Below are 17,551 nucleotides of genomic sequence, written 5' to 3'. Positions count from 1 at the left end.
ACCGCCTGCACGCGCCCGGGAAGGTCAGAAGCCGTCCCAGCGCACGACGACGGGCTTGTCGACGTCGTGCATGTCGATGAGGACGTCGGCCCTGGTCACCGGGTCGTCGCGCTCGACGTACAGGCGCAGGGCGGGGAAGTACCGCTCCCGGTAGCGGTGCTCGAGGGCACCGAGCTGGTCGTCGTTGTAGATGTGACGGTCCCGGATCCGGACCCGTTGGATGGCCACGTCCTCGGTGACCGAGAGGTAGATCGTGACGTCCCACAGGTCGGCGAGCTCGGGGCGCTGCATCGACATGCCGTCGACGAGGACGATCGTGCCCGGCGGGTCGTGGTCCGCACCGAGCGCGGTCTCGCGGATCCGGTCCAGCTCGTAGGCGTGCGCGTAGAGCCAGGCCGGGTCCGCCGCCGCGGGTGAGCGCCGCACCTGGATGGGGACCATGAACTCGTCGGTGCTGAACCGGCGGACCTCGGCGCCGTCGTGGAGCATCGGGGTGAGGATGTCGTCGAGCTGACGGGCGAACGTGGTCTTCCCGGCGGCGTCGGGGCCGTCGATCGCGACCCGCAGGCACCTCACGTCCCGGGCCCGCGCCACGAGGCCCTCGGCGAGACGGTTGAGGACGTAACGGCGGGCGGAGGACGGCGCTGGCTCCATGATCGGATGCTAGGCCGCGCACGGGTGACCCGCCCTCCGAATCCACCATCTGGTGGGGGGCGTCCCGACGCACGGACCCGGCCACCGCGCCGGACGTCCGGCCGCCGGCGTGCTGCGCGCGGTGGCGCTCGCCGCCCTCGCCCTGGCCGGCCTCGCGGCCTGGGACGCCCGGCCGGCGGACCGGATCGTCGGCGGGCCCGCCGCGCCCGTGAGCATCCCCCTCCCCGGGGCGCCGGCACCCTTCACCGGCGAGAAGGGCGGCTGCACGGCGACGGACCCCACCGGCACCGGCGGGTGCCTGACCGCGCCGACGGCGTGGATGCTCGGGCAGGTCACCGCCGCGTTCGGCGCGCAGCCGGCGACGTGCTGGAGCGAGCACGCCTGGAACCCGGGCAGCGACCACCCGGCCGGCCGGGCGTGCGACTTCTTCCCCGGCCCCGCCGGGGAGTTCGCCACCGGCACGGACCTCGCCGAGGGCTGGGCCACCGCGGAGTGGCTGCGCCGGCACGCCGACGCCCTGGAGGTGCGGTACGTGATCTGGCAGGGCCGGATCTGGGTGGACTCGCGTCCGCACCTGGGTTGGGCCCCCTACGACGGCGGTGGGGTGTACGACCCGACCGACGCCGTCGGCGGCCACTTCGACCACGTGCACGTCTCGATGCGCCGCTGAGCAGGTCGACGCGGCTGCCGGGCACGCGGGCCGGTCCGCGCCCGCGGTCGCAGAGGTGCCGGTCGGCGGTCGCGGAGGTCCCGGTCGGCGGTCGCGGAGGTCCCGGTCGGCGCGGCCCTAGGCTGGGCGGATGAGCGAGACGACCCGCGCCTTCGACGACGGCGCCAGCACCACCGAGGAGCAGGAGCGCGAGGTCCTCGGCTGGGCCCAGTTCGGGGAGGCCGCGCGAGAGCTCGCGCGCGAGGTCGTCCGCTCGGGGTGGATGCCCGACCTCGTCATCGCCGTCGCCCGGGGCGGCCTCGTGCCCGCCGGGGCGGTCGCGTACGCGCTGGGGACGAAGGCGATGGGCACGCTCAACGTCGAGTTCTACACCGGCGTGGCCGAGACCCTGCCCGAACCGGTCGTCCTGCCCCCGCTCATGGACACCTCGGAGCTGCCGGGCAAGCGCGTGCTCGTCGTCGACGACGTCGCGGACTCCGGTCGCACGCTGGCGCTCGTCATGGACCTCATCCGCACCCGGGGCCTGCCGGCCGACGTCGACGGCGACGGCGCGGTGACCACCGGGGAGACGGTCGCTGTCGACGCACGCTCCGCCGTCGTCTACGCCAAGCCCCGCTCGGTCATCGAGCCGGACTACGTCTGGCGCCGCACCGACCTGTGGATCACGTTCCCGTGGTCGGCGCAGCCACCGGTCACGGCCGAGGAGTGACGCCCAGGCGCTCCCGCACGTGGTCGAGGACACCGAGGGCGCCTCGCTCGACGGCCTCGAGGGTGTCGTAGAAGCCTTCCCGGTCGCCGTACCAGGGGTCGGGCACGTCCAGGTGGTGCTCGGCGGCGCCGTCGGCAAGACGCGGCGCGGTCGCGTCGAACTCGCGCCAGAGGCGGATCTCCGCGGCGTCCGTCACGCCGTGGGCGCGGCGGCGCAGCACCCGGGCGTGCTCGGTGGTCATGGCCAGGACGAGGTCGTAGGCGGCCATCTCCTCCTCCTCGACCCGGTGCGCGCGGTGGACGTGGGGGGAGTAGCCACGCTCGACGAGCACTGAGTGCGCCCGCTCGTCGATGGGGTTGCCGCGCTCCTCGTCGCTGACCCCGCCCGAGGCGACCTCGACGGCGCCGTCGAGCCCGGCCTCGCGGAGCCGCTCGCGCAGCACCACCTCGCCCATGGGCGAACGGCAGATGTTGCCGGTGCAGACGACGAGGACGCGGTACGGGTCGGAGGCGGTCACGGGACCATCGTGCCAGGGGAGCGTCGCGTCCCGAAAAGGGGGTGACAGCGCCCAGGTGAGGTGCTTACCGTTGTGCGCACACGAGAGAGGAGGTGGTCCAGAGGTGAATTCCTACAGGACGCGTGAGGTGGCCACCCGCTAGCCGTCAGCGGACGGACCTGCCGGTCCTCCCGCCACGCGGCGGCGAGAACCAGGTGGTCACCGGAGCCCGCGGGGCCGTGAGCTCGTCCTACACGGCACCGGCCGAACGGCCGGACCCGTGGGCTCTTCCACGCCAGCACTCAGCCGGCCGCGAGGGAGCGGGCCTTGAGCGCCTGCACCCGCTCGTAGGACGCCGCGAGGCGCGCCTCGCTGACCTCCCCGGCCTCGACCATCGCCAGGATGGCCGCGTGGGCCCGGGCCCCGTGCGTGACCGACGCGAGCAGGACGATGTCGGTCCCGGCGAGCACGGCTCGGCGCACCGCCTCCTCGAACCCCCACTCCCGGGCCACGGCCCCCATGAGCAGGTCGTCGCTGATGACGATGCCGCGGTACCCCAGCTCACCGCGCAGGAGCCCGTTGACCGTCGCCGCGGACAGCGACGCCGGGTACCGCGGGTCCAGGGCGGTGTTGACGACGTGGGCGACCATGACCGCGTCGGCGAGACCTGCGTCGACGAGCGCGCGGTAGGGCTCGAGCTCGACCGCGTCCCAGGTGGCGGTGACGTCGACGAGCCCGGCGTGGGTGTCCCCCCGTGAGCTGCCGTGGCCGGGGAAGTGCTTGAGCGTCGTGAGGACGCCGACGTCGTGGTGGCCCTGGACGAACGCGGCGGCGTGCTCGGCCACCAGCCGCGGGTCCGCCGAGAAGCTTCGCCCCAGCGAGCCGATCACCGGGTTGGCCGGGTAGGTGTCGACGTCGACGACCGGGGCGAGGTTGAGGGTGACGCCCGCGGCGGCGAGCGTTCGCGCCATCTCGGCCGACGCCGCCCGGGTGGCGGCGGGGTCGCCGCGACCGAGGTCCCGCGCCGACGACGTCGGCGGGAAGCCCCGCGCCGGACCGAGGCGCGCCACCCGGCCGCCCTCCTGGTCGACGGCGACGATCAGCGGGGACGCCGCCACCTCCTGGAGGGACGCCGTCAGCGCGGCCACCTGCTCGGGCGAGGCCACGTTCGACGCACCGCCGGCGGAGAAGAGGACCACCGAGCCGAGGTGGCGCTCGGAGAGCTCGGCAACCACCGGGTTGTCCGGGGCGAGGACCGTGCCGGGGAAGCCGAGCATGAGCATCTGGCCCGCCATCACCTCCAGCGGCGGCCGGGGCGGCGCTGTCGGGGTCGGCGTGGGCGCCGGCGCGGAGGCTGCGGGAGGTTCGGTGGGCCGGGCCGCCGGTGCGCCGAGCCGCCGGGCGGTGTCCGGTCCGGCGCAGGCCGCGAGCGCGGCGAGGAGCCCTCCCGAGAGGAAGGCTCGCCGGGTGGGTGGTCGCGAGGTCATGCCACCGCCGGGTACTCCGCCGCGCGGCGCTCGACCCCGCGCCGGACGGTTACCGGGAGCTCGGTGAACGGTTCGGCCTCGACGTGCCGCCGGGAGCCGCTGCCGACCCGCCGCCAGGTGCCCACGACCCGGCCCCGGGCGAGGACCGTCGGCCGGAACATCCCGTTGCCGCCGGGGACCACCCGTCCGGCGTGGGCGGGGTCGAGGGTCGCGGACCGGTCCGCGTAGCCGAGGATCAGCTCGTCGAAGCCGGGAAGGAGGAGGACGCCGCCGGCCTCGGACCGTGCGTCCGCCAGGCGCTGTGGCGTGGCCGGGTCCATGAGGTGCTCGACGCCGTCGACGTCGACCGCCTCGAGACGGCCCCGCGCGAGGGCGAGACCGGTGCGGGCGTCCGCAGCGGTGAGCTTGGTCCACCACCGGAAGTCGGTTACGGTGGCGGGCCCGTGGCTGCGGAAGTAGCGCACCGCCCACTCCCCCAGCGCCTCCTCGCGGCCCGGCCGGTGCGGCGCCGGCACCCACTCGTCGAGCAGGACGACCCGCTGCTCTGCGCCGTCCGTCGGGCCGAAGCACGTCAGGCCGCGCTGTGAAAGGTGCCACAGCAGGTGGTAGCCGCGCTGCGGGACGCCGAGCAGGCCGTCGCGCTCCCACAGCTGCACCAGCTCGGCGCGACGGAGCGAGCGGCCGCCGGTCAGGGCCTCGACGGCGAGCGTCGTCGCACGCCCGAGCATCGCGTCGTCGATGCCGAGCTGTTCACGGCGGCGGGCGGCGCCGGTGAGGAGCCGCTCGCTCGTCAGCGACAGCATCCAGCCCAGGTCCTCGGCGGCCACGAGGTGGAGAGTCCCGCGCATCGGCCAGGAGCGCACCACGGCGCCGGTGTCCAGGGCGGCGCGGACGCCGCGGTGGTCGGTGGCACCGCGGTGGTCGGTGGCACCGCCGTCGTCGGAGGCGCCGCCGTCGTGGGAGGTGCCGCCCGGGTCGGGCGCGCCGGCGCGTTCCGTACGCAGCATCACCGACGCCAGGGCGCCGGGGTAGTCCTGCGCCTGCATCGCGGTCATCCACCGGACCGCGTCGGTCGCGGTCGGTTCGCCGGGGCCGACGAGGCGCTGTGCGGCCAGGCGGAGGCGCGCGACGTCGACGGTCATGTGGTCCAAGGGTAGGCGCGGGGCACGACCGGCACACCCGCGCGCACGGGCTGCGCGGGCGCGCGGGTCCCCGTGGCAGCCGGTCGGCGTCGCGCACCCGTGCCCGCTCACGGGCCGGTTGTCGGCCCGCTCTGGCAGGCTGGGTGCATGGACCTGAGGATCTTCACCGAGCCCCAGCAGGGCGCCTCCTACGACGACCAGCTCGCGATGGCCCGGCGCGCCGAGGCCCTGGGTTTCGACGCGTTCTTCCGCTCCGACCACTTCCTGCGCATGGGCGACGGCGACCCGCTGCCCGGTCCCACGGACTCATGGGTGACCCTCGCGGGGCTGGCGCGGGAGACGTCGACCATCCGGCTGGGCACGCTCGTCTCCTCCGCCACGTTCCGCCACCCCGGCCTCCTCGCCGTGCAGGTGGCGCAGGTCGACGCCATGTCCGGCGGCCGCGTCGAGCTCGGCCTGGGCACCGGGTGGTTCGAGCAGGAGCACCGTGCCTGCGGGGTGCCCTTCCCGGCCAGGCGGTTCGGGATGCTCGAGGAGCAGCTCGAGATCGTCACGGGCCTGTGGGCCACGCCGGTCGGCGAGACCTTCGACCACTCCGGCGAGCACTACCGCCTCGAGCACTCCCCCGCCCTGCCCAAGCCGGTGCAGGACCCGCTGCCGATCATCATCGGTGGCGGCGGGCCCCGCCGGACCCCGCGCCTGGCGGCCCGGTTCGCTGCCGAGTACAACCAGTCCTTCCCCGAGAAGTCGGAGATACGTCACCAGATCGCCCGGGTGCGTGCCGCCTGCGAGGAGGCCGGTCGGGACCCCGGCGACCTCGTCTACTCGGCGGCGTTCGTCGCGTGCGTGGGCGCCGACGAGGCCGAGGTCACCCGCCGGGCCGACGCCATCGGACGGGAGCCGGACGAGCTGCGCGAGCACGGCCTGGCGGGCACCCCGGACGAGGTGCTCGAGGGCATCGCGGAGATGGCCGAGCTGGGGATCTCGCGGCTGTACCTGCAGTGCCTCGACATGACCGACCTCGAGCACCTCGACCTCGTCGCCGCGGAGATCATGCCGGAGGTGAGCTGACCGGCGGCACTTCCGGCACACTCCCGGCGCAGGGCGGGCCGGCCGCCGCTGGACGCGCCTGGCCCGCCCGGACGCGCCGTCAGCCTGCCCCTCGCGCACCGGTGCCGCGCACACCGGTGGTCACGGTGACCACGGACGGTGTCGCCGGGGTGGAGGAGAACCCGAAGCGCGTGGGCGGCTCGACCGGGCGCAGGCCGCCCAGGTCGCGGCCCTCCCAGCGGACCCGGGCGGCGGCGATCCGGTGCACGTCCCGGGCGCCGTACCACTCGACCCGGCCACCGCCCGCCGACCCGGTGGTCCGGACGCCGGGCAGGACCAGCGCCGCCACCGGACCGACGAGCCGGGCCCACGTCAGCGACTCGGCGACCGGCCCGGGCACCAGGCGGAGGAGGTGGCCGAGCGGCGCGCGGCGGCCCGACGCGATCTCCAGCTCGAGCGGCCCGGCGTCGACCCGCCAGCCGACGGCGGACCGGCGCACCCGCACCGGCACGAGGCGGACCTCGTCGAAGCGGTAGGTCGCGGCGACGAAGTCCGCGACCCGGCGGTCCGGGGCGAGGAGGATCCGCCGGCCGTCCCGGCGCTCGACCATGACGTCGGAGAACGGACCGAACGGCGAGCTCGGCCAGTGGCCCACCACCAGACGGGTGCCCTCGGCCGTGCCGACCCCGGCGATGTGCCCTCGGAAGCGCCAGTGCACACCCATCCGTGACCTCCAGCTCCGCCGTCCCCGGCACCGTCGCGCCGTCGTCGCCGGCGTCGTCCTTCCCCATCCTCACCCGGTCGCCGCCGTGCGGCATGATCACGGTCATGGACGACGGCGCCGCACCCCTGAGGCTGGGCTACTCCGTGGGGTACTGGTCCGCCGGTCCCCCGCCCGGCGCCGCCGAGGCGGTCCGCCTCGCCGACGAGCTCGGGCTCGACTCGGTCTGGACGGCGGAGGCATACGGCTCCGACGCGCTCACCCCGCTCGCCTGGTGGGGGGCGAGCACCAGGCACGTCCGGCTGGGCACCGCGGTGGCGCAGATGGCGGCGCGCACCCCGACGGCGACGGCGATGGCGGCCCTGACCCTTGACCACCTCTCGGGCGGGCGGTTCGTCCTCGGGCTGGGCGCCTCCGGCCCGCAGGTGGTCGAGGGCTGGTACGGCCAGCCCTACCCCCGTCCGCTCGAGCGCACGCGGGAGTACGTCGACGTCGTCCGGCAGGTCCTGCGCCGTGACGCGCCCGTCCACCTCGACGGCCGCCACTACCGGCTGCCCTACCCCGGCGGCCAGGGCAAGGCGCTGCGCCCCACGGTGCACCCGCTACGCCCCGACCTGCCCGTCCACCTCGCCGCCCAGGGGCCGCGCAACACCGCGCTGGCGGCGGAGATCGCCGACGGGTGGCTGCCCACCTTCTTCGCGCCGCGGACCTCCGACGCGGCTGCCGAGCTCCTCGCGGAGGGGTTCGCGCGTCGCTCCGCCCACCTGGCCCCGCCGGCGGCGTTCGAGATCTGCGCGGGTGCGCCGGTGGCCCTGGGCAGCGACGTCGAGGCGGCCGCGGACACGCTGCGCCCCATGTTCGCGCTGTACATCGGCGGGATGGGCTCCTCGACCGCGAACTTCCACCGCGCCGCCCTCGAGCGTCTGGGCCACGAGGCCGCGTGCGCAGAGGTGAGCCGGCGCTGGGCCGCGGGCGACCGGGCCGGCGCCGCCGCGGCGGTGCCCACCGACCTCGTGCTCGACGTCGCCCTCGCGGGCAGCCCCGCCCAGCTGCGGGAGCAGCTCGGCGCCTGGGAGCGCTCGGTCGTCACGACGCTCGTCATCCAGACCGACGCACGGGCGCTCGGTCCTGTCGTCGCGGCTCTGCGGGGCTGAGGGCGGGCGTCTACCGTTCACCCATGCCGCACCCACGTCTGGTCCTGGCCAACGCCGCCGCCGGCTCCGCCGACGACGAGGCGGTGACCGCCGCCCTCGCAGTCCTGCGCGGCGCCGGGGAGGTCGAGGTCGTCGCCCCCGACGGCCCCGCCGAGCTGTGCCGAGCCCTCGCCGGCGCCGAGGGGCGCGACGTGGTCATCATGGGCGGCGACGGTTCGATCCATGCCTGCCTCGACACCCTCGCCAGGCTGGGAACGACCGCGGACGTCGGACCGTTCGCGATCGTGCCGCTCGGCACGGGCAACGACCTCGCCCGGGGGCTCGGCCTCCCGCTGGACGCGGAGGCGGCCGCGCGGGTGGCTCTCACCGGTAGGACGCGGTCCCTGGACCTCCTTGTCGACGACGACGGAGCGGTGGTCGTGAACGCCGTGCACGCCGGCGTCGGCGCCGAGGCCGCTGCGAAGGCCGAAGGCCTCAAGAAGGTCCTCGGGCCGGCCGCCTACCCCGTCGGCGCCTTGCGCGCAGGAACGGGCGTCACCGGCTGGCGCCTGCGGATCACGCTGGACGGGACGGTGCTGCACGAGGGCGACGTCCTCATGGTCACCGTCGGGCTCGGGTCCTCGATCGGCGGGGGCACCCAGGTTGCCCCCGACGCCGAGCCCGACGACGGGCTCGCCGACGTCGTCGTCGCCACCGCCACGGGGCCGCTGGCACGGGCCGGCTACGCCCGCGACCTGCGCCACGGGGAACACCTCGGCCGCGACGACGTCGTCCTGGCACGGGGCACCGAGGTGCGGGTCGAGGCGGTGGGGCCGGAGGACGCCTTCCGCACGAATGCCGACGGCGAGGTGACGGGGCCGCACGCCTCGCGCACGTGGCGTGTGGTCCCGGGGGCCTGGCGCTGCCGGGTGCCGGGGTAGCGCCGGACGGGTGCGACGCGTCCGGCGGGCGCCTGCTCACCGAGCCGCTCCGACGGCGAGGCGCGCCAAGACCCGGGTGACCGGCAGCGAACGGTTCTGATACCGGCACAGCAGGGGCGTCCGTAGGACTGGGCACCGTGTCCCGCAGAAATTCGACGTTGCGTCCCGCAAGAATGCGGAGCTTCATCCCACGAGAATGGAGCTGCGTCCCACAAGAATCCGGAGCTGCGTCCGCGAAAATGCGGCGCTGCGTCTCGCAGAAGTTCAGCACCGCGCTCGTTGATATGCGGCGCCGACCCCGTAGTTGCACCCGAAAGCATGCGAGGACGTCGTCCCATCACGGATGGCTCTCCACCTTGGCGGCCATGGGCGCGCGACCGTGCACACTCGTCACCCCGCGACCGTGCACACTCGCCACGCCGCGTCTGGTCTGACCGCACTCCTCGGGCCGCGACCGACATCATTCTTCGCACCGTGGGCTCAACGGCGCGCCTGCCGCGACGCCACCTGTGGCCTGGTGTCGGCGTCGTGACCCGTCTCAGTGCGGTTCCACCTGAGCGAGCACGCGACGTGCGATCGCGGTGGTGCGCACTTGTGCATGAGCGGCAGCTGTGGATATCTGCGTTTATCCACAAATTGATTTACACGAGTCGGAGGTATTGCGGTCCCGTACGCGCGTTCGATAAATTGGTGGCGGGTAGAGGAGTCGATTCGAAACGCCCCGTGAATGGGGGCGGTGTGCCCTGGGGGGTGTGTGGTGGCGGCGGAGGCGGTGGTCGATCCCGGGACCGCGTTGGCGGCCGGGGTCGCCGACCTGCTGACCGCGTGCGCGGGGTTGGCGGAGCTGGACGTGCACGGGCTGGCGTTCACCGCCCTGGCCCAGACCGCCCAGGACTTGGAGCGGGTCCGCCGTCACCTCACCGGCCTGGAGGCCAAGGTCCTGGCCGCGGTCGACGCCGACGGGCGGTGGGCCACCGGCGGGGCCAGGACCCTGCCCGCCTGGGTCCGCCAGACCACCGGCGCCCACCCCGCCACCGCCGCCCGGCGGGTCCGTACCGCCCGGGCCCTGCGCGAGGTCCTGCCCGCCACCGCCACGGCCCTGTCCGCGGGGATGATCAGTGACGAGCACGTCGGGGTCCTGATCCGCCACGCCACCGACACCCCCGCCCGGGTGGCGCAGCTGGCCGACCCCGAGCTGGGTGAGGACTTCCTCCTCACCCACGCGATGGGCCTGGACGTGGCCCGGTTCACCCGCCTGGTCCAGCACTGGGCCATCCGTACCGACCCCGACGCCGCCGACCGGTCCTACACCGACGACCTGGACCGTGAGGAGCTGTTCATCTCCGACGTCCCCGGCGGGTCCCTCCTACGCGGCTTCCTCGCCACCGCCAACGCCACCGCCCTGAAAGAAGCCCTCACCGCCCGCACCGGCGTCCCGCCCGCCGGGGACACCCGCACCCCCGCCCAACGCCGCGCCGCGGCCCTGAACGGCCTCACCCACCTCGCCCTGGACTCCGGCACCCTCCAACCCACCGCCCGGATCCGCCCCCACCTGGCCGTGACCACCACCCTGGACACCCTCCTCGCCCTGGTCGCCGCCTCCGCACACGGCACCGGCGGCGCCGGCGGCGCCGGCGGCGCCGGGCGGGGTGACGCCGGCACGGGCGGCGTCGAGGACGCGGGCGAGGACGGGGACGCCCTGGCCCGGATCACCGCCGACCTCGACCCCGGTGTCCTCGCCGGGATCGAGGCCGCGACCCTGGCCGACAACACCCCCATCCCCTTCACCCTGCTCCAACGCCTGGCCTGCGCCAGCGCCGTCCACCGCGTCATCTTCGGCCCCGACGCCGAGATCCTCGACGTCGGCCGCGAAGAACGCCTCTTCACCACCGCCCAGACCCGGGCGATCATCGCCCGCGACCGGCACTGCCAGTACCCCGGCTGCGACGCCCCACCCGGCGAGGGCGAGATCCACCACAACCTCTGGTGGTACGCCCACCACGGCCCCACCGACATCACCAACGCCATCCTGCTGTGCTGGCACCACCACGACCACGTCCACGCCCAACACCTCACCATCGAACGCCACCCCACCCACTGGCGTTTCCTCGACCGCCACGGCACCCCCACCGGCACCACCCCCATCACCACCCCCGGAACACCACCGAGCCCCGGATCGCCACCGAGCCCCGGGTCGCCCCCGACCCCGGCATCACCACCGACCTCAGGGTCACCACCGACCCCAGGGTCACCGCCGACCCCAGGGTCACCACCGACCACCGGATCACCGCCGGGCACGGGGTCGCCGCCGACCCCCGGACCGAGTACCTCAGCCGACTGACGGCGCGAGTGGTCGGTCCACGGCGAGAGCCGACGCCTGATGCTGCGCGCTGGGACATCCGGCCTGACCGCGCCGCCCGTAGGCTGGCGGCGCCGGCGACGGGGCCGGCCGTCGAGGGAGGACTGCCGATGCGGGTCAAGGGGGTCGCCGCTGTCGTCACGGGCGGGGCGTCAGGGATGGGCGCCGCGACGGCGCGGATGCTGAGCGAGCACGGTGCGTCGGTGTACGCGCTCGACCTGCCGGCAGCCCTGGAGGGCGCCGCGCACCCCGGCATCACCTACCTCGCCGCGGACGTCACCGACGAGGCACAGGTACGGGCCGCCATCGCCGGAGGCAGCGAGCGGCGCGGCCCCGCTGCGGGTCGTGGTGAGCTGCGCCGGCATCGCCCCCTCCGCACGGATCCTGGGCCGCCGCGGCGTGCACGACATCGGCCTGTACGCGAAGGTCGTGGCGATCAACCTCGTGGGCACCTTCACGGTGCTCGTGCTGGCCGCCGAGCACATCGCCGCGACCGAGCCCGACGACGGCGGTCAGCGCGGCGTGGTGATCAACACCGCCTCGGTCGCCGCGTACGAGGGCCAGGTGGGACAGGCCGCGTACGCGTCCTCCAAGGGCGGGGTCGTCGGCCTCACGCTGCCGGCCGCGCGCGACCTCGCCCGGTACGGGATCCGGGTCAACACCATCGCGCCCGGGATCGTCGAGACGCCGATGATGGCCACGATCGACGAGGAGTACCGCGCACGCCTGGCGGCCGGGGTGCCGTTCCCGCCGCGCCTGGCCCGGCCCGCTGAGTTCGCCCAGCTGGCGTTGGCACTCATCGAGCACGACTACGTCAACGGCGAGACGGTCCGCATGGACGGCGCGCTGCGCATGGCGCCGCGCTGAAGTCCTCCGGACGCGGGTCCCTGGACGCGGGGCTCGCGGTGGGTGTTCGATCGTGGTGGCGGCGTCCGCGCCGGGCCCCGCCTGGTGAGGGAGGTCGGTCGGTCGTGACGGAGTTCAGGATCATCGAGGAGCCGGAGCAGCTCACGGCAGGCATTCGCCGGCAGGTGCGCACCACCGAGCTGCCGGCGTTCTTCGACGACGCCTTCCACGAGGTCTTCGAGGCCCTGCGGGAGGCGGGCGTGGCGCCGGCCGGCGCTCCGTACGCCCGCTACCGCGGCCCCGTCGGCGAGACCGTGGACGTCGAGGCGGGCTTCCCCGTGCTGGAGGCGTTCTCCGGCGGGGAGATCGCCGGCGGCGCACTCCCCGCCGGCCGTGCCGTCGAGGCGGTGCACACCGGCAGCTACGACGCCCTCCACGAGACGTACGAGGCCATCGAGACCTGGCTCGGGGAGAAGGGCCTCACCGCCTCCGCCGAGATGTGGGAGATCTACGAGTCGGGGCCGGAGTCCGACCCCGACCCCGCCACCTGGCGCACCCGGGTGGTGTGGCCGGTCTCCGGCACGTAGGGACTCGGCTGAGGCCGGGCTCGGCCCAGGCCGGGGCTCAGCCGAGGGCCAGGCCTACGCCCGCCGGCCGAGTCCACCGCTCAGCCGATCGTCAGGCGCACCTCCAGGCTCACGGGCGTGGGCACGAGGCGCGCGTTCGGCAGCACGCCGGGCCCGCACGCGGCCGAGCCGAGACCGTGCTGGGCGGCGTCGAGGTGCAGCCAGAGCATCCCGTCAGCAACGAGCTCGTGCGGGTGCGCGGCCGCCGCCAGAGCCCGGTCGGACCACGGGCGGGCGGTGAGCTCGAACCCGTGCACCGTCCGGCCGCCCACCGTGACCCCGCCGGCCTCGAGACCGAGCGTCGCCCCGCCGAGGTCGAGCGCGGCTCGGGTCACGCCGCGCCGGGCACCGTTCTCCTGCGGGTGGGTGTACGGGGTCTGCAGCTCGGCCACGGTGTGGCGCCACCGGCCCGCGAGCGCCGCCCTCGCCGAGTCGGCGTAGGACTCGAGCGGGCCCAGACCCACCCAGTCGACCATGACGTCACCCGCGTCGGGCTGCTCGATCGCGAGGAGCAGACCGAGGCGGGCGACGGACCCGGGCCAGCGTCCCTCAGGGGTGATCTCGAGCGTGAGGTCGACGGCCTGCTCGTCCACCGGGCGCCACGTGTAGCGCACCCCGAGGCCGCAGTCGGTGGCGGAGCCGGCGGTGCGGCCGGTGACGACGAGCGCCTCGCCGTCGACCCCGACCGTGTCGAGCCGCTCGTGGAGCCGCGTCAGGCCGGCGCGCTCCCAGGCATCCGCGTCACCGATGGGGTCGTTCCAGGACGTGCGGGCGTCGTTGTCGGTCGGGGCGCGCCACGCGTCGACACGGGCCACGCCGACGCGCCGCTCACCGATGGCGACGAGCCGGCCCGACCGGTCCAGGCGTACGGGCCCGACGGTGAACCCGCCGTCGTCCGTGCGCGCCGGACGGGCGCCGGCGGAGTCACCCCCGGCCTGCGCTCGAGCCGGGCTGGCGCCCTCCGCGCGACCCGCGCTCCCGGCCGCCGCGGGGAGCGGTCCGGCGGGGCGCAGGAGCAGCTGGCCGGCCCCCAGCTCGGTGCCGGGGGACGCCCAGGCGGCGTCGCCGGCCACACCGTCGCGCTGGAGGGCGCGGACCGTCCACCACAGGGCGGCCCGCGGGTCCGCGTCGACGCCGTCGAGGAGGTCCGCCGCAGGTGCGAACGTCCGGGACGTCCCCGGCGCGAGCGGGGTCTCGTCGAGCTCGCCGGTGGCGACCTCCTCACCGTCGGCGGTGAGGGACCAGACGAGCCGGACGTGCGAAGTGTCGCGGAAGGCGTACCGGTTGCGCACGGTCAGCTCGCCCGGGTGCGCCGGGTCGACGTCGACGCGGACCGGGGCGTAGACCGCCGCCATCTCGACCACGCCCGGGGAGGGGGTGCGATCGGGCAGGAGCATGCCGTCGGCGATGAAGGTGCCGTCGTGGAGCTCCTCGCCGAAGTCGCCGCCGTAGCCGGCGAACACGGTGCCGTCGTCGTCGCGGGTGGTGATGCCGTGGTCGATCCACTCCCAGACGAACCCGCCCATGAGCCGGGGGTGGGCGTCGAAGAGGGCGTCGTAGTCGGACAGGCCGCCAGGTCCGTTGCCCATGGCGTGGGCGTACTCGCACTGGACGAACGGCATCGCACGACGACGCGCGTCGAGGCCGCCGTCGGGCAGGGGCGTCTCCTCGCCGCGACCGATAAGGGCGACCTCCTCAGAGGTGGCGTACATCCGGGAGTAGACGTCGACGTGCTCGCACGACCAGTCGCCCTCGTAGTGCAGCGGGCGGGTGGGGTCGAGGTCGCGGATCGCGCGGGCCATGGCGGCGAGGTTGCGGCCCGTGCCCGCCTCGTTGCCGAGGGACCACATGACGATGCTGGGGTGGTGCGCGTCCCGCCGGACCATGCGGGTCACCCGGTCCACGAGCAGCGGCTCCCACTCGGACGCGTCGGTGGGGTTGCCGCGCCAGCCGAGCGGCTCGAAGCCATGGGTCTCGAAGTCGTTCTCGTCGACGACGTAGAGGCCGTGGACGTCGCAGAGGTCGAGGAAGTGCGGGTGCGGCGGGTAGTGGCTCGTGCGCACGGCGTTGACGTGGTGCCGCTTCATGAGGAGCACGTCCTCGAGCATCGTCTCGGGGGTGACGGCGCGCCCGCGGGTGGGCTCGAACTCGTGCCGGTTGACGCCGCGGAGCTTGACCGGGGTCCCGTTGACGGTGAACACGCCGTCGACGATCACGACGCGGCGGAAGCCGACGTCGATGCCCACGGTCTCGGCGCCGGTCGTGACGGTGGCCCGGTACAGCCGCGGCACCTCGGCCGACCACGGCTCGACGGCGACCGTGACGTCCTCGCCCGCGGCGGCGTCGATCCCCAGCTCGGGGACGGTGACCCGGGCGGGACCGCCCTCGACGTCCACCCGCAGTGTGCCGGTGCCGGTGGTGTGGTCGTAGTCGGCGTGCACGCGCACGTGCTCGATCCCGCCGTCGGGGCGGTGCTCGAGTGTGACGGGGCGGAAGATGCCGGCGAGCCACCACTGGTCCTGGTCCTCGACGTACGTCTGGGCCGACCACTGGGTCACCCGCACCGCGAGGAGGTTCTCGCCGGCGCGGACGGCGCCGGTGACGTCGACCTCGGTGGGCAGGCGCGAGCCGTGCGAGCGGGCGAGGACGCTACCGTTGAGCGCGACCTCGAACCACGAGTCGACTCCCTCGAACCGCAGCACCACGCGGCCGCCGGATGTCCAGGCGGCGGGGACGTCGAACGTGCGGCGGTACTCCCCGGTCGGGTTCTCCCGCGGCACGCGGGGCGGGTCGACGGGGATCGGGAAGAGGACGTTGGTGTACGCGGGCCGGCCGTAGGGCCAGGCGTCCGGCGCGCCGGCGAGCTGCCAGTGCCCTGGGACGGTCACGGTGTCCCAGCCGGTGCCGTCGTCGGCGGGGTCTGCGCCGGTCTCCGCCTCCGGGAAGAGGCGGAAGCGCCACTCGCCGTCGAGGCTGCCGGACGGCGCGGACGAGGCGCCGGCGGACGGGCGGAACCGCGCCGGGCGGACGCCCTCGGGGACGTGGACGGACTCGTGCGTCATCGTGGCTCCGGTGGTCGTGGGGTCGGCGGCGGGACTCGTGCTGGCGGCGGGCGTGCGGGGGGCGGGACTCGTGCTGGCGGCGGTGGGGGCGGTGGCGGGGGGTCCGGCGGTCATGCCAGCTCCAGCCGGACGGTGACGTAGGAGTGGGCCGGGACGTCGACGACGAGACCACGCTCGTGCGTCCGCACGCCGTCGTGGTCGCGCGGGGCGACGGCGTCACCGCGCGTGGGCGTGTTGTGGTCGTGCAGGGCCGGGGCGGTGAGGATCCGGGCACGGTGCCCGGTGACGTCCCGGCCGCGCAGGTCGAGGACAACCCGGGTGTCGTCCTGGGCGTCGAGGTTCGTCAGCGACACCAGCGCCGCGCCGTCCTTGGTCGAGGCCGAGACGGAGAGGGTCTCGAGCTCCTCCTCGCCGCGCGGTGTGCACACGGTGCGCGTCGCGACGCCGTCGAGCAGTCGCACGTCGAGCGCCGTCGCGTCGTGGTGACCGGTGTTCATCGCGAACACGTGGTAGCTCGGGGTCAGCACCAGGGCGCCGGACTGCTCGTCGGTGAGGATCATCGCCTGGAGGACGTTGACGGTCTGGGCGATGTTGGCCATGACGAGCCGGTCGGCGTGGCGGTGGAAGGCGTCGAGGTGCACGGCGGCCACAAGGGCGTCGCGCAGGGTGTTCTGCTGGTACAGGAAGCCGGGGTTGGTGCCCGGCTCCACGTTCCACCAGGTGCCCCACTCGTCGAGGATCAGCCCCACCCGCTTCGCCGGGTCGTAGACGTCCATGACGGCGGCGTGGCCCTTGATGACCCGCTCGACGTCGCGCGCCTTCGCCATCGTCTCGTAGTACTCGTCCTCGGTGAACTCGGTCGCGCTGCCCTTGTCCGCCCACTGCCCGTTGAACGTGTAGTAGTGGAAGGACAGCCCCTGGAAGAATTGCTTCGGCTCGCGGGTGCAGCCCAGGCAGCTCACGGCCTTCATGAGCGTCTCGGTCCAGTGGTAGTCGTCGTCGGCGGCGCCGGCGGCGATGCGGTACAGCACGTTGTCGCCGTGGTCACGGCAGTAGGTGCCGTACTGGCGGGCGAGCTCGGCGTACGTCTCGGCACGCATGTTGCCTCCGCAGCCCCACGGCTCGTTGCCGATGCCGAAGAACGGCACCTTCCACGGCTCGTCCCGGCCGTTGGCCCTGCGCAGCGCCACCATCGGGGAGTCGCCGTCGCGCGTGAGGTACTCGACCCACTCGCTCATCTCCCGGACCGTGCCGGAGCCGACGTTGCCGTTGACGTACGGGTCGGCGCCGAGCATCTCGCACAGGTCCATGAACTCGTGCGTGCCGAAGTGGTTGTTCTCCTCGACGTCGCCCCAGTGGGTGTTCACCATGCGGGGGCGGTCCTCACGCGGACCGATCCCGTCCTTCCAGTGGTACTCGTCGGCGAAGCAGCCCCCCGGCCAGCGCAGGTTCGGGATGCGCAGGGCGCGCAGAGCCTCGACGACGTCGAGCCGGATCCCACGCTCGTTCGGGATCTCGGAGTCCTCCCCTACCCAGAACCCGCCGTAGACGCACCGGCCGAGGTGCTCGGCGAAGTGGCCGTAGAGGTGCCGGCTGATCGTGGGCCCGGGGACGTCGAGGTCGATCACGGCGCGGGTGGTGGGGGCCATGGGGGC

Annotated in this window: 14 protein-coding genes and 1 pseudogene; 8 read left to right on the top strand and 7 right to left on the bottom strand. The window is 74.7% G+C overall.

Annotation, left to right across the window (positions count from 1 at the left end; all coding sequences use genetic code 11):
- Positions 1-24 precede the first annotated feature (24 nt).
- Positions 25-654: a nucleoside/nucleotide kinase family protein gene (locus tag EDD32_RS06375; RefSeq protein WP_123915949.1), complete on the bottom strand. Its 630-nt coding sequence runs from the start codon at positions 652-654 to the stop codon at positions 25-27.
- Positions 655-706: 52 nt separating this feature from the next.
- Here EDD32_RS06375 and EDD32_RS06370 point away from each other — a divergent pair, with 52 nt between their 5' ends.
- Positions 707-1,324, top strand: a complete 618-nt coding sequence (locus tag EDD32_RS06370; RefSeq protein WP_123915947.1) for a VldE C-terminal domain-containing protein — start codon at positions 707-709, stop codon at positions 1,322-1,324.
- A 130-nt stretch (positions 1,325-1,454) separates the two neighbouring features.
- Positions 1,455-2,033, top strand: coding sequence for a phosphoribosyltransferase (locus EDD32_RS06365; RefSeq protein WP_123915945.1), 579 nt, complete (start codon positions 1,455-1,457; stop codon positions 2,031-2,033).
- Here the strand turns inward: EDD32_RS06365 and EDD32_RS06360 are convergent.
- The 3 genes from EDD32_RS06360 to EDD32_RS06350 all read right to left on the bottom strand — a co-directional run bounded on the left by EDD32_RS06360 (position 2,017) and on the right by EDD32_RS06350 (position 5,158).
- Entirely contained in the window at positions 2,017-2,550 is a 534-nt protein-coding gene (locus EDD32_RS06360) for a low molecular weight protein-tyrosine-phosphatase (RefSeq protein ID WP_246006011.1), read from the bottom strand. The genes EDD32_RS06365 and EDD32_RS06360 overlap by 17 nt on opposite strands.
- Before the next feature lie 281 nt (positions 2,551-2,831).
- A complete protein-coding gene (locus EDD32_RS06355) occupies positions 2,832-4,016 on the bottom strand; it encodes a glycoside hydrolase family 3 protein (protein ID WP_123915943.1) in 1,185 nt (394 codons plus the stop codon).
- Complete coding sequence (locus EDD32_RS06350; protein ID WP_123915941.1) at positions 4,013-5,158, bottom strand: winged helix DNA-binding domain-containing protein; 1,146 nt, start codon at positions 5,156-5,158, stop codon at positions 4,013-4,015. Before EDD32_RS06350 ends, EDD32_RS06355 begins: the two co-directional genes overlap by 4 nt.
- Before the next feature lie 147 nt (positions 5,159-5,305).
- Between EDD32_RS06350 and EDD32_RS06345 the strand changes: the two genes are divergently transcribed.
- Positions 5,306-6,229 carry an LLM class F420-dependent oxidoreductase gene (locus EDD32_RS06345; RefSeq protein ID WP_123915939.1) on the top strand — a complete coding sequence of 308 codons (924 nt, stop codon included), beginning with the start codon at positions 5,306-5,308 and terminating at the stop codon, positions 6,227-6,229.
- 79 nt (positions 6,230-6,308) lie between these two features.
- On the opposite strand, the gene EDD32_RS06340 is transcribed toward EDD32_RS06345, so the two are convergent.
- Positions 6,309-6,932 carry a hypothetical protein gene (locus tag EDD32_RS06340; protein WP_123915937.1) on the bottom strand — a complete coding sequence of 208 codons (624 nt, stop codon included), beginning with the start codon at positions 6,930-6,932 and terminating at the stop codon, positions 6,309-6,311.
- A 125-nt stretch (positions 6,933-7,057) separates the two neighbouring features.
- Between EDD32_RS06340 and EDD32_RS06335 the strand changes: the two genes are divergently transcribed.
- The 5 genes and pseudogenes from EDD32_RS06335 (at position 7,058) to EDD32_RS06315 (ending at position 12,795) form a co-directional block, all read left to right on the top strand.
- Complete coding sequence (locus EDD32_RS06335; protein WP_123920253.1) at positions 7,058-8,083, top strand: LLM class F420-dependent oxidoreductase; 1,026 nt, start codon at positions 7,058-7,060, stop codon at positions 8,081-8,083.
- A gap of 23 nt (positions 8,084-8,106) precedes the next feature.
- Complete coding sequence (locus EDD32_RS06330; RefSeq protein WP_123915935.1) at positions 8,107-9,003, top strand: diacylglycerol/lipid kinase family protein; 897 nt, start codon at positions 8,107-8,109, stop codon at positions 9,001-9,003.
- A 757-nt stretch (positions 9,004-9,760) separates the two neighbouring features.
- A complete protein-coding gene (locus EDD32_RS06325; protein WP_170175232.1) occupies positions 9,761-11,344 on the top strand; it encodes an HNH endonuclease in 1,584 nt (527 codons plus the stop codon).
- A gap of 128 nt (positions 11,345-11,472) precedes the next feature.
- Positions 11,473-12,229 (top strand): annotated as a pseudogene (locus EDD32_RS06320) (SDR family NAD(P)-dependent oxidoreductase).
- 104 nt (positions 12,230-12,333) lie between these two features.
- Complete coding sequence (locus tag EDD32_RS06315) at positions 12,334-12,795, top strand: GyrI-like domain-containing protein (protein ID WP_123915931.1); 462 nt, start codon at positions 12,334-12,336, stop codon at positions 12,793-12,795.
- Positions 12,796-12,875: 80 nt separating this feature from the next.
- On the opposite strand, the gene EDD32_RS06310 is transcribed toward EDD32_RS06315, so the two are convergent.
- Together EDD32_RS06310 and EDD32_RS06305 are read right to left on the bottom strand one after the other, a co-directional pair.
- Complete coding sequence (locus tag EDD32_RS06310) at positions 12,876-16,010, bottom strand: glycoside hydrolase family 2 TIM barrel-domain containing protein (RefSeq protein WP_246006010.1); 3,135 nt, start codon at positions 16,008-16,010, stop codon at positions 12,876-12,878.
- Positions 16,007-17,545, bottom strand: a complete 1,539-nt coding sequence (locus EDD32_RS06305) for an alpha-N-arabinofuranosidase (RefSeq protein WP_123915929.1) — start codon at positions 17,543-17,545, stop codon at positions 16,007-16,009. The genes EDD32_RS06310 and EDD32_RS06305 overlap by 4 nt, the downstream gene beginning before the upstream one ends.
- Between the last annotated feature and the right edge of the window lie 6 nt (positions 17,546-17,551).

The sequence above is a fragment of the Georgenia muralis genome (assembly GCF_003814705.1).
GTDB classification, from domain to species: Bacteria; Actinomycetota; Actinomycetes; order Actinomycetales; family Actinomycetaceae; genus Georgenia; species Georgenia muralis.
Note: the sequence above shows the minus strand (reverse complement) of the source record. Positions and strands in the feature narration are given on the sequence as shown.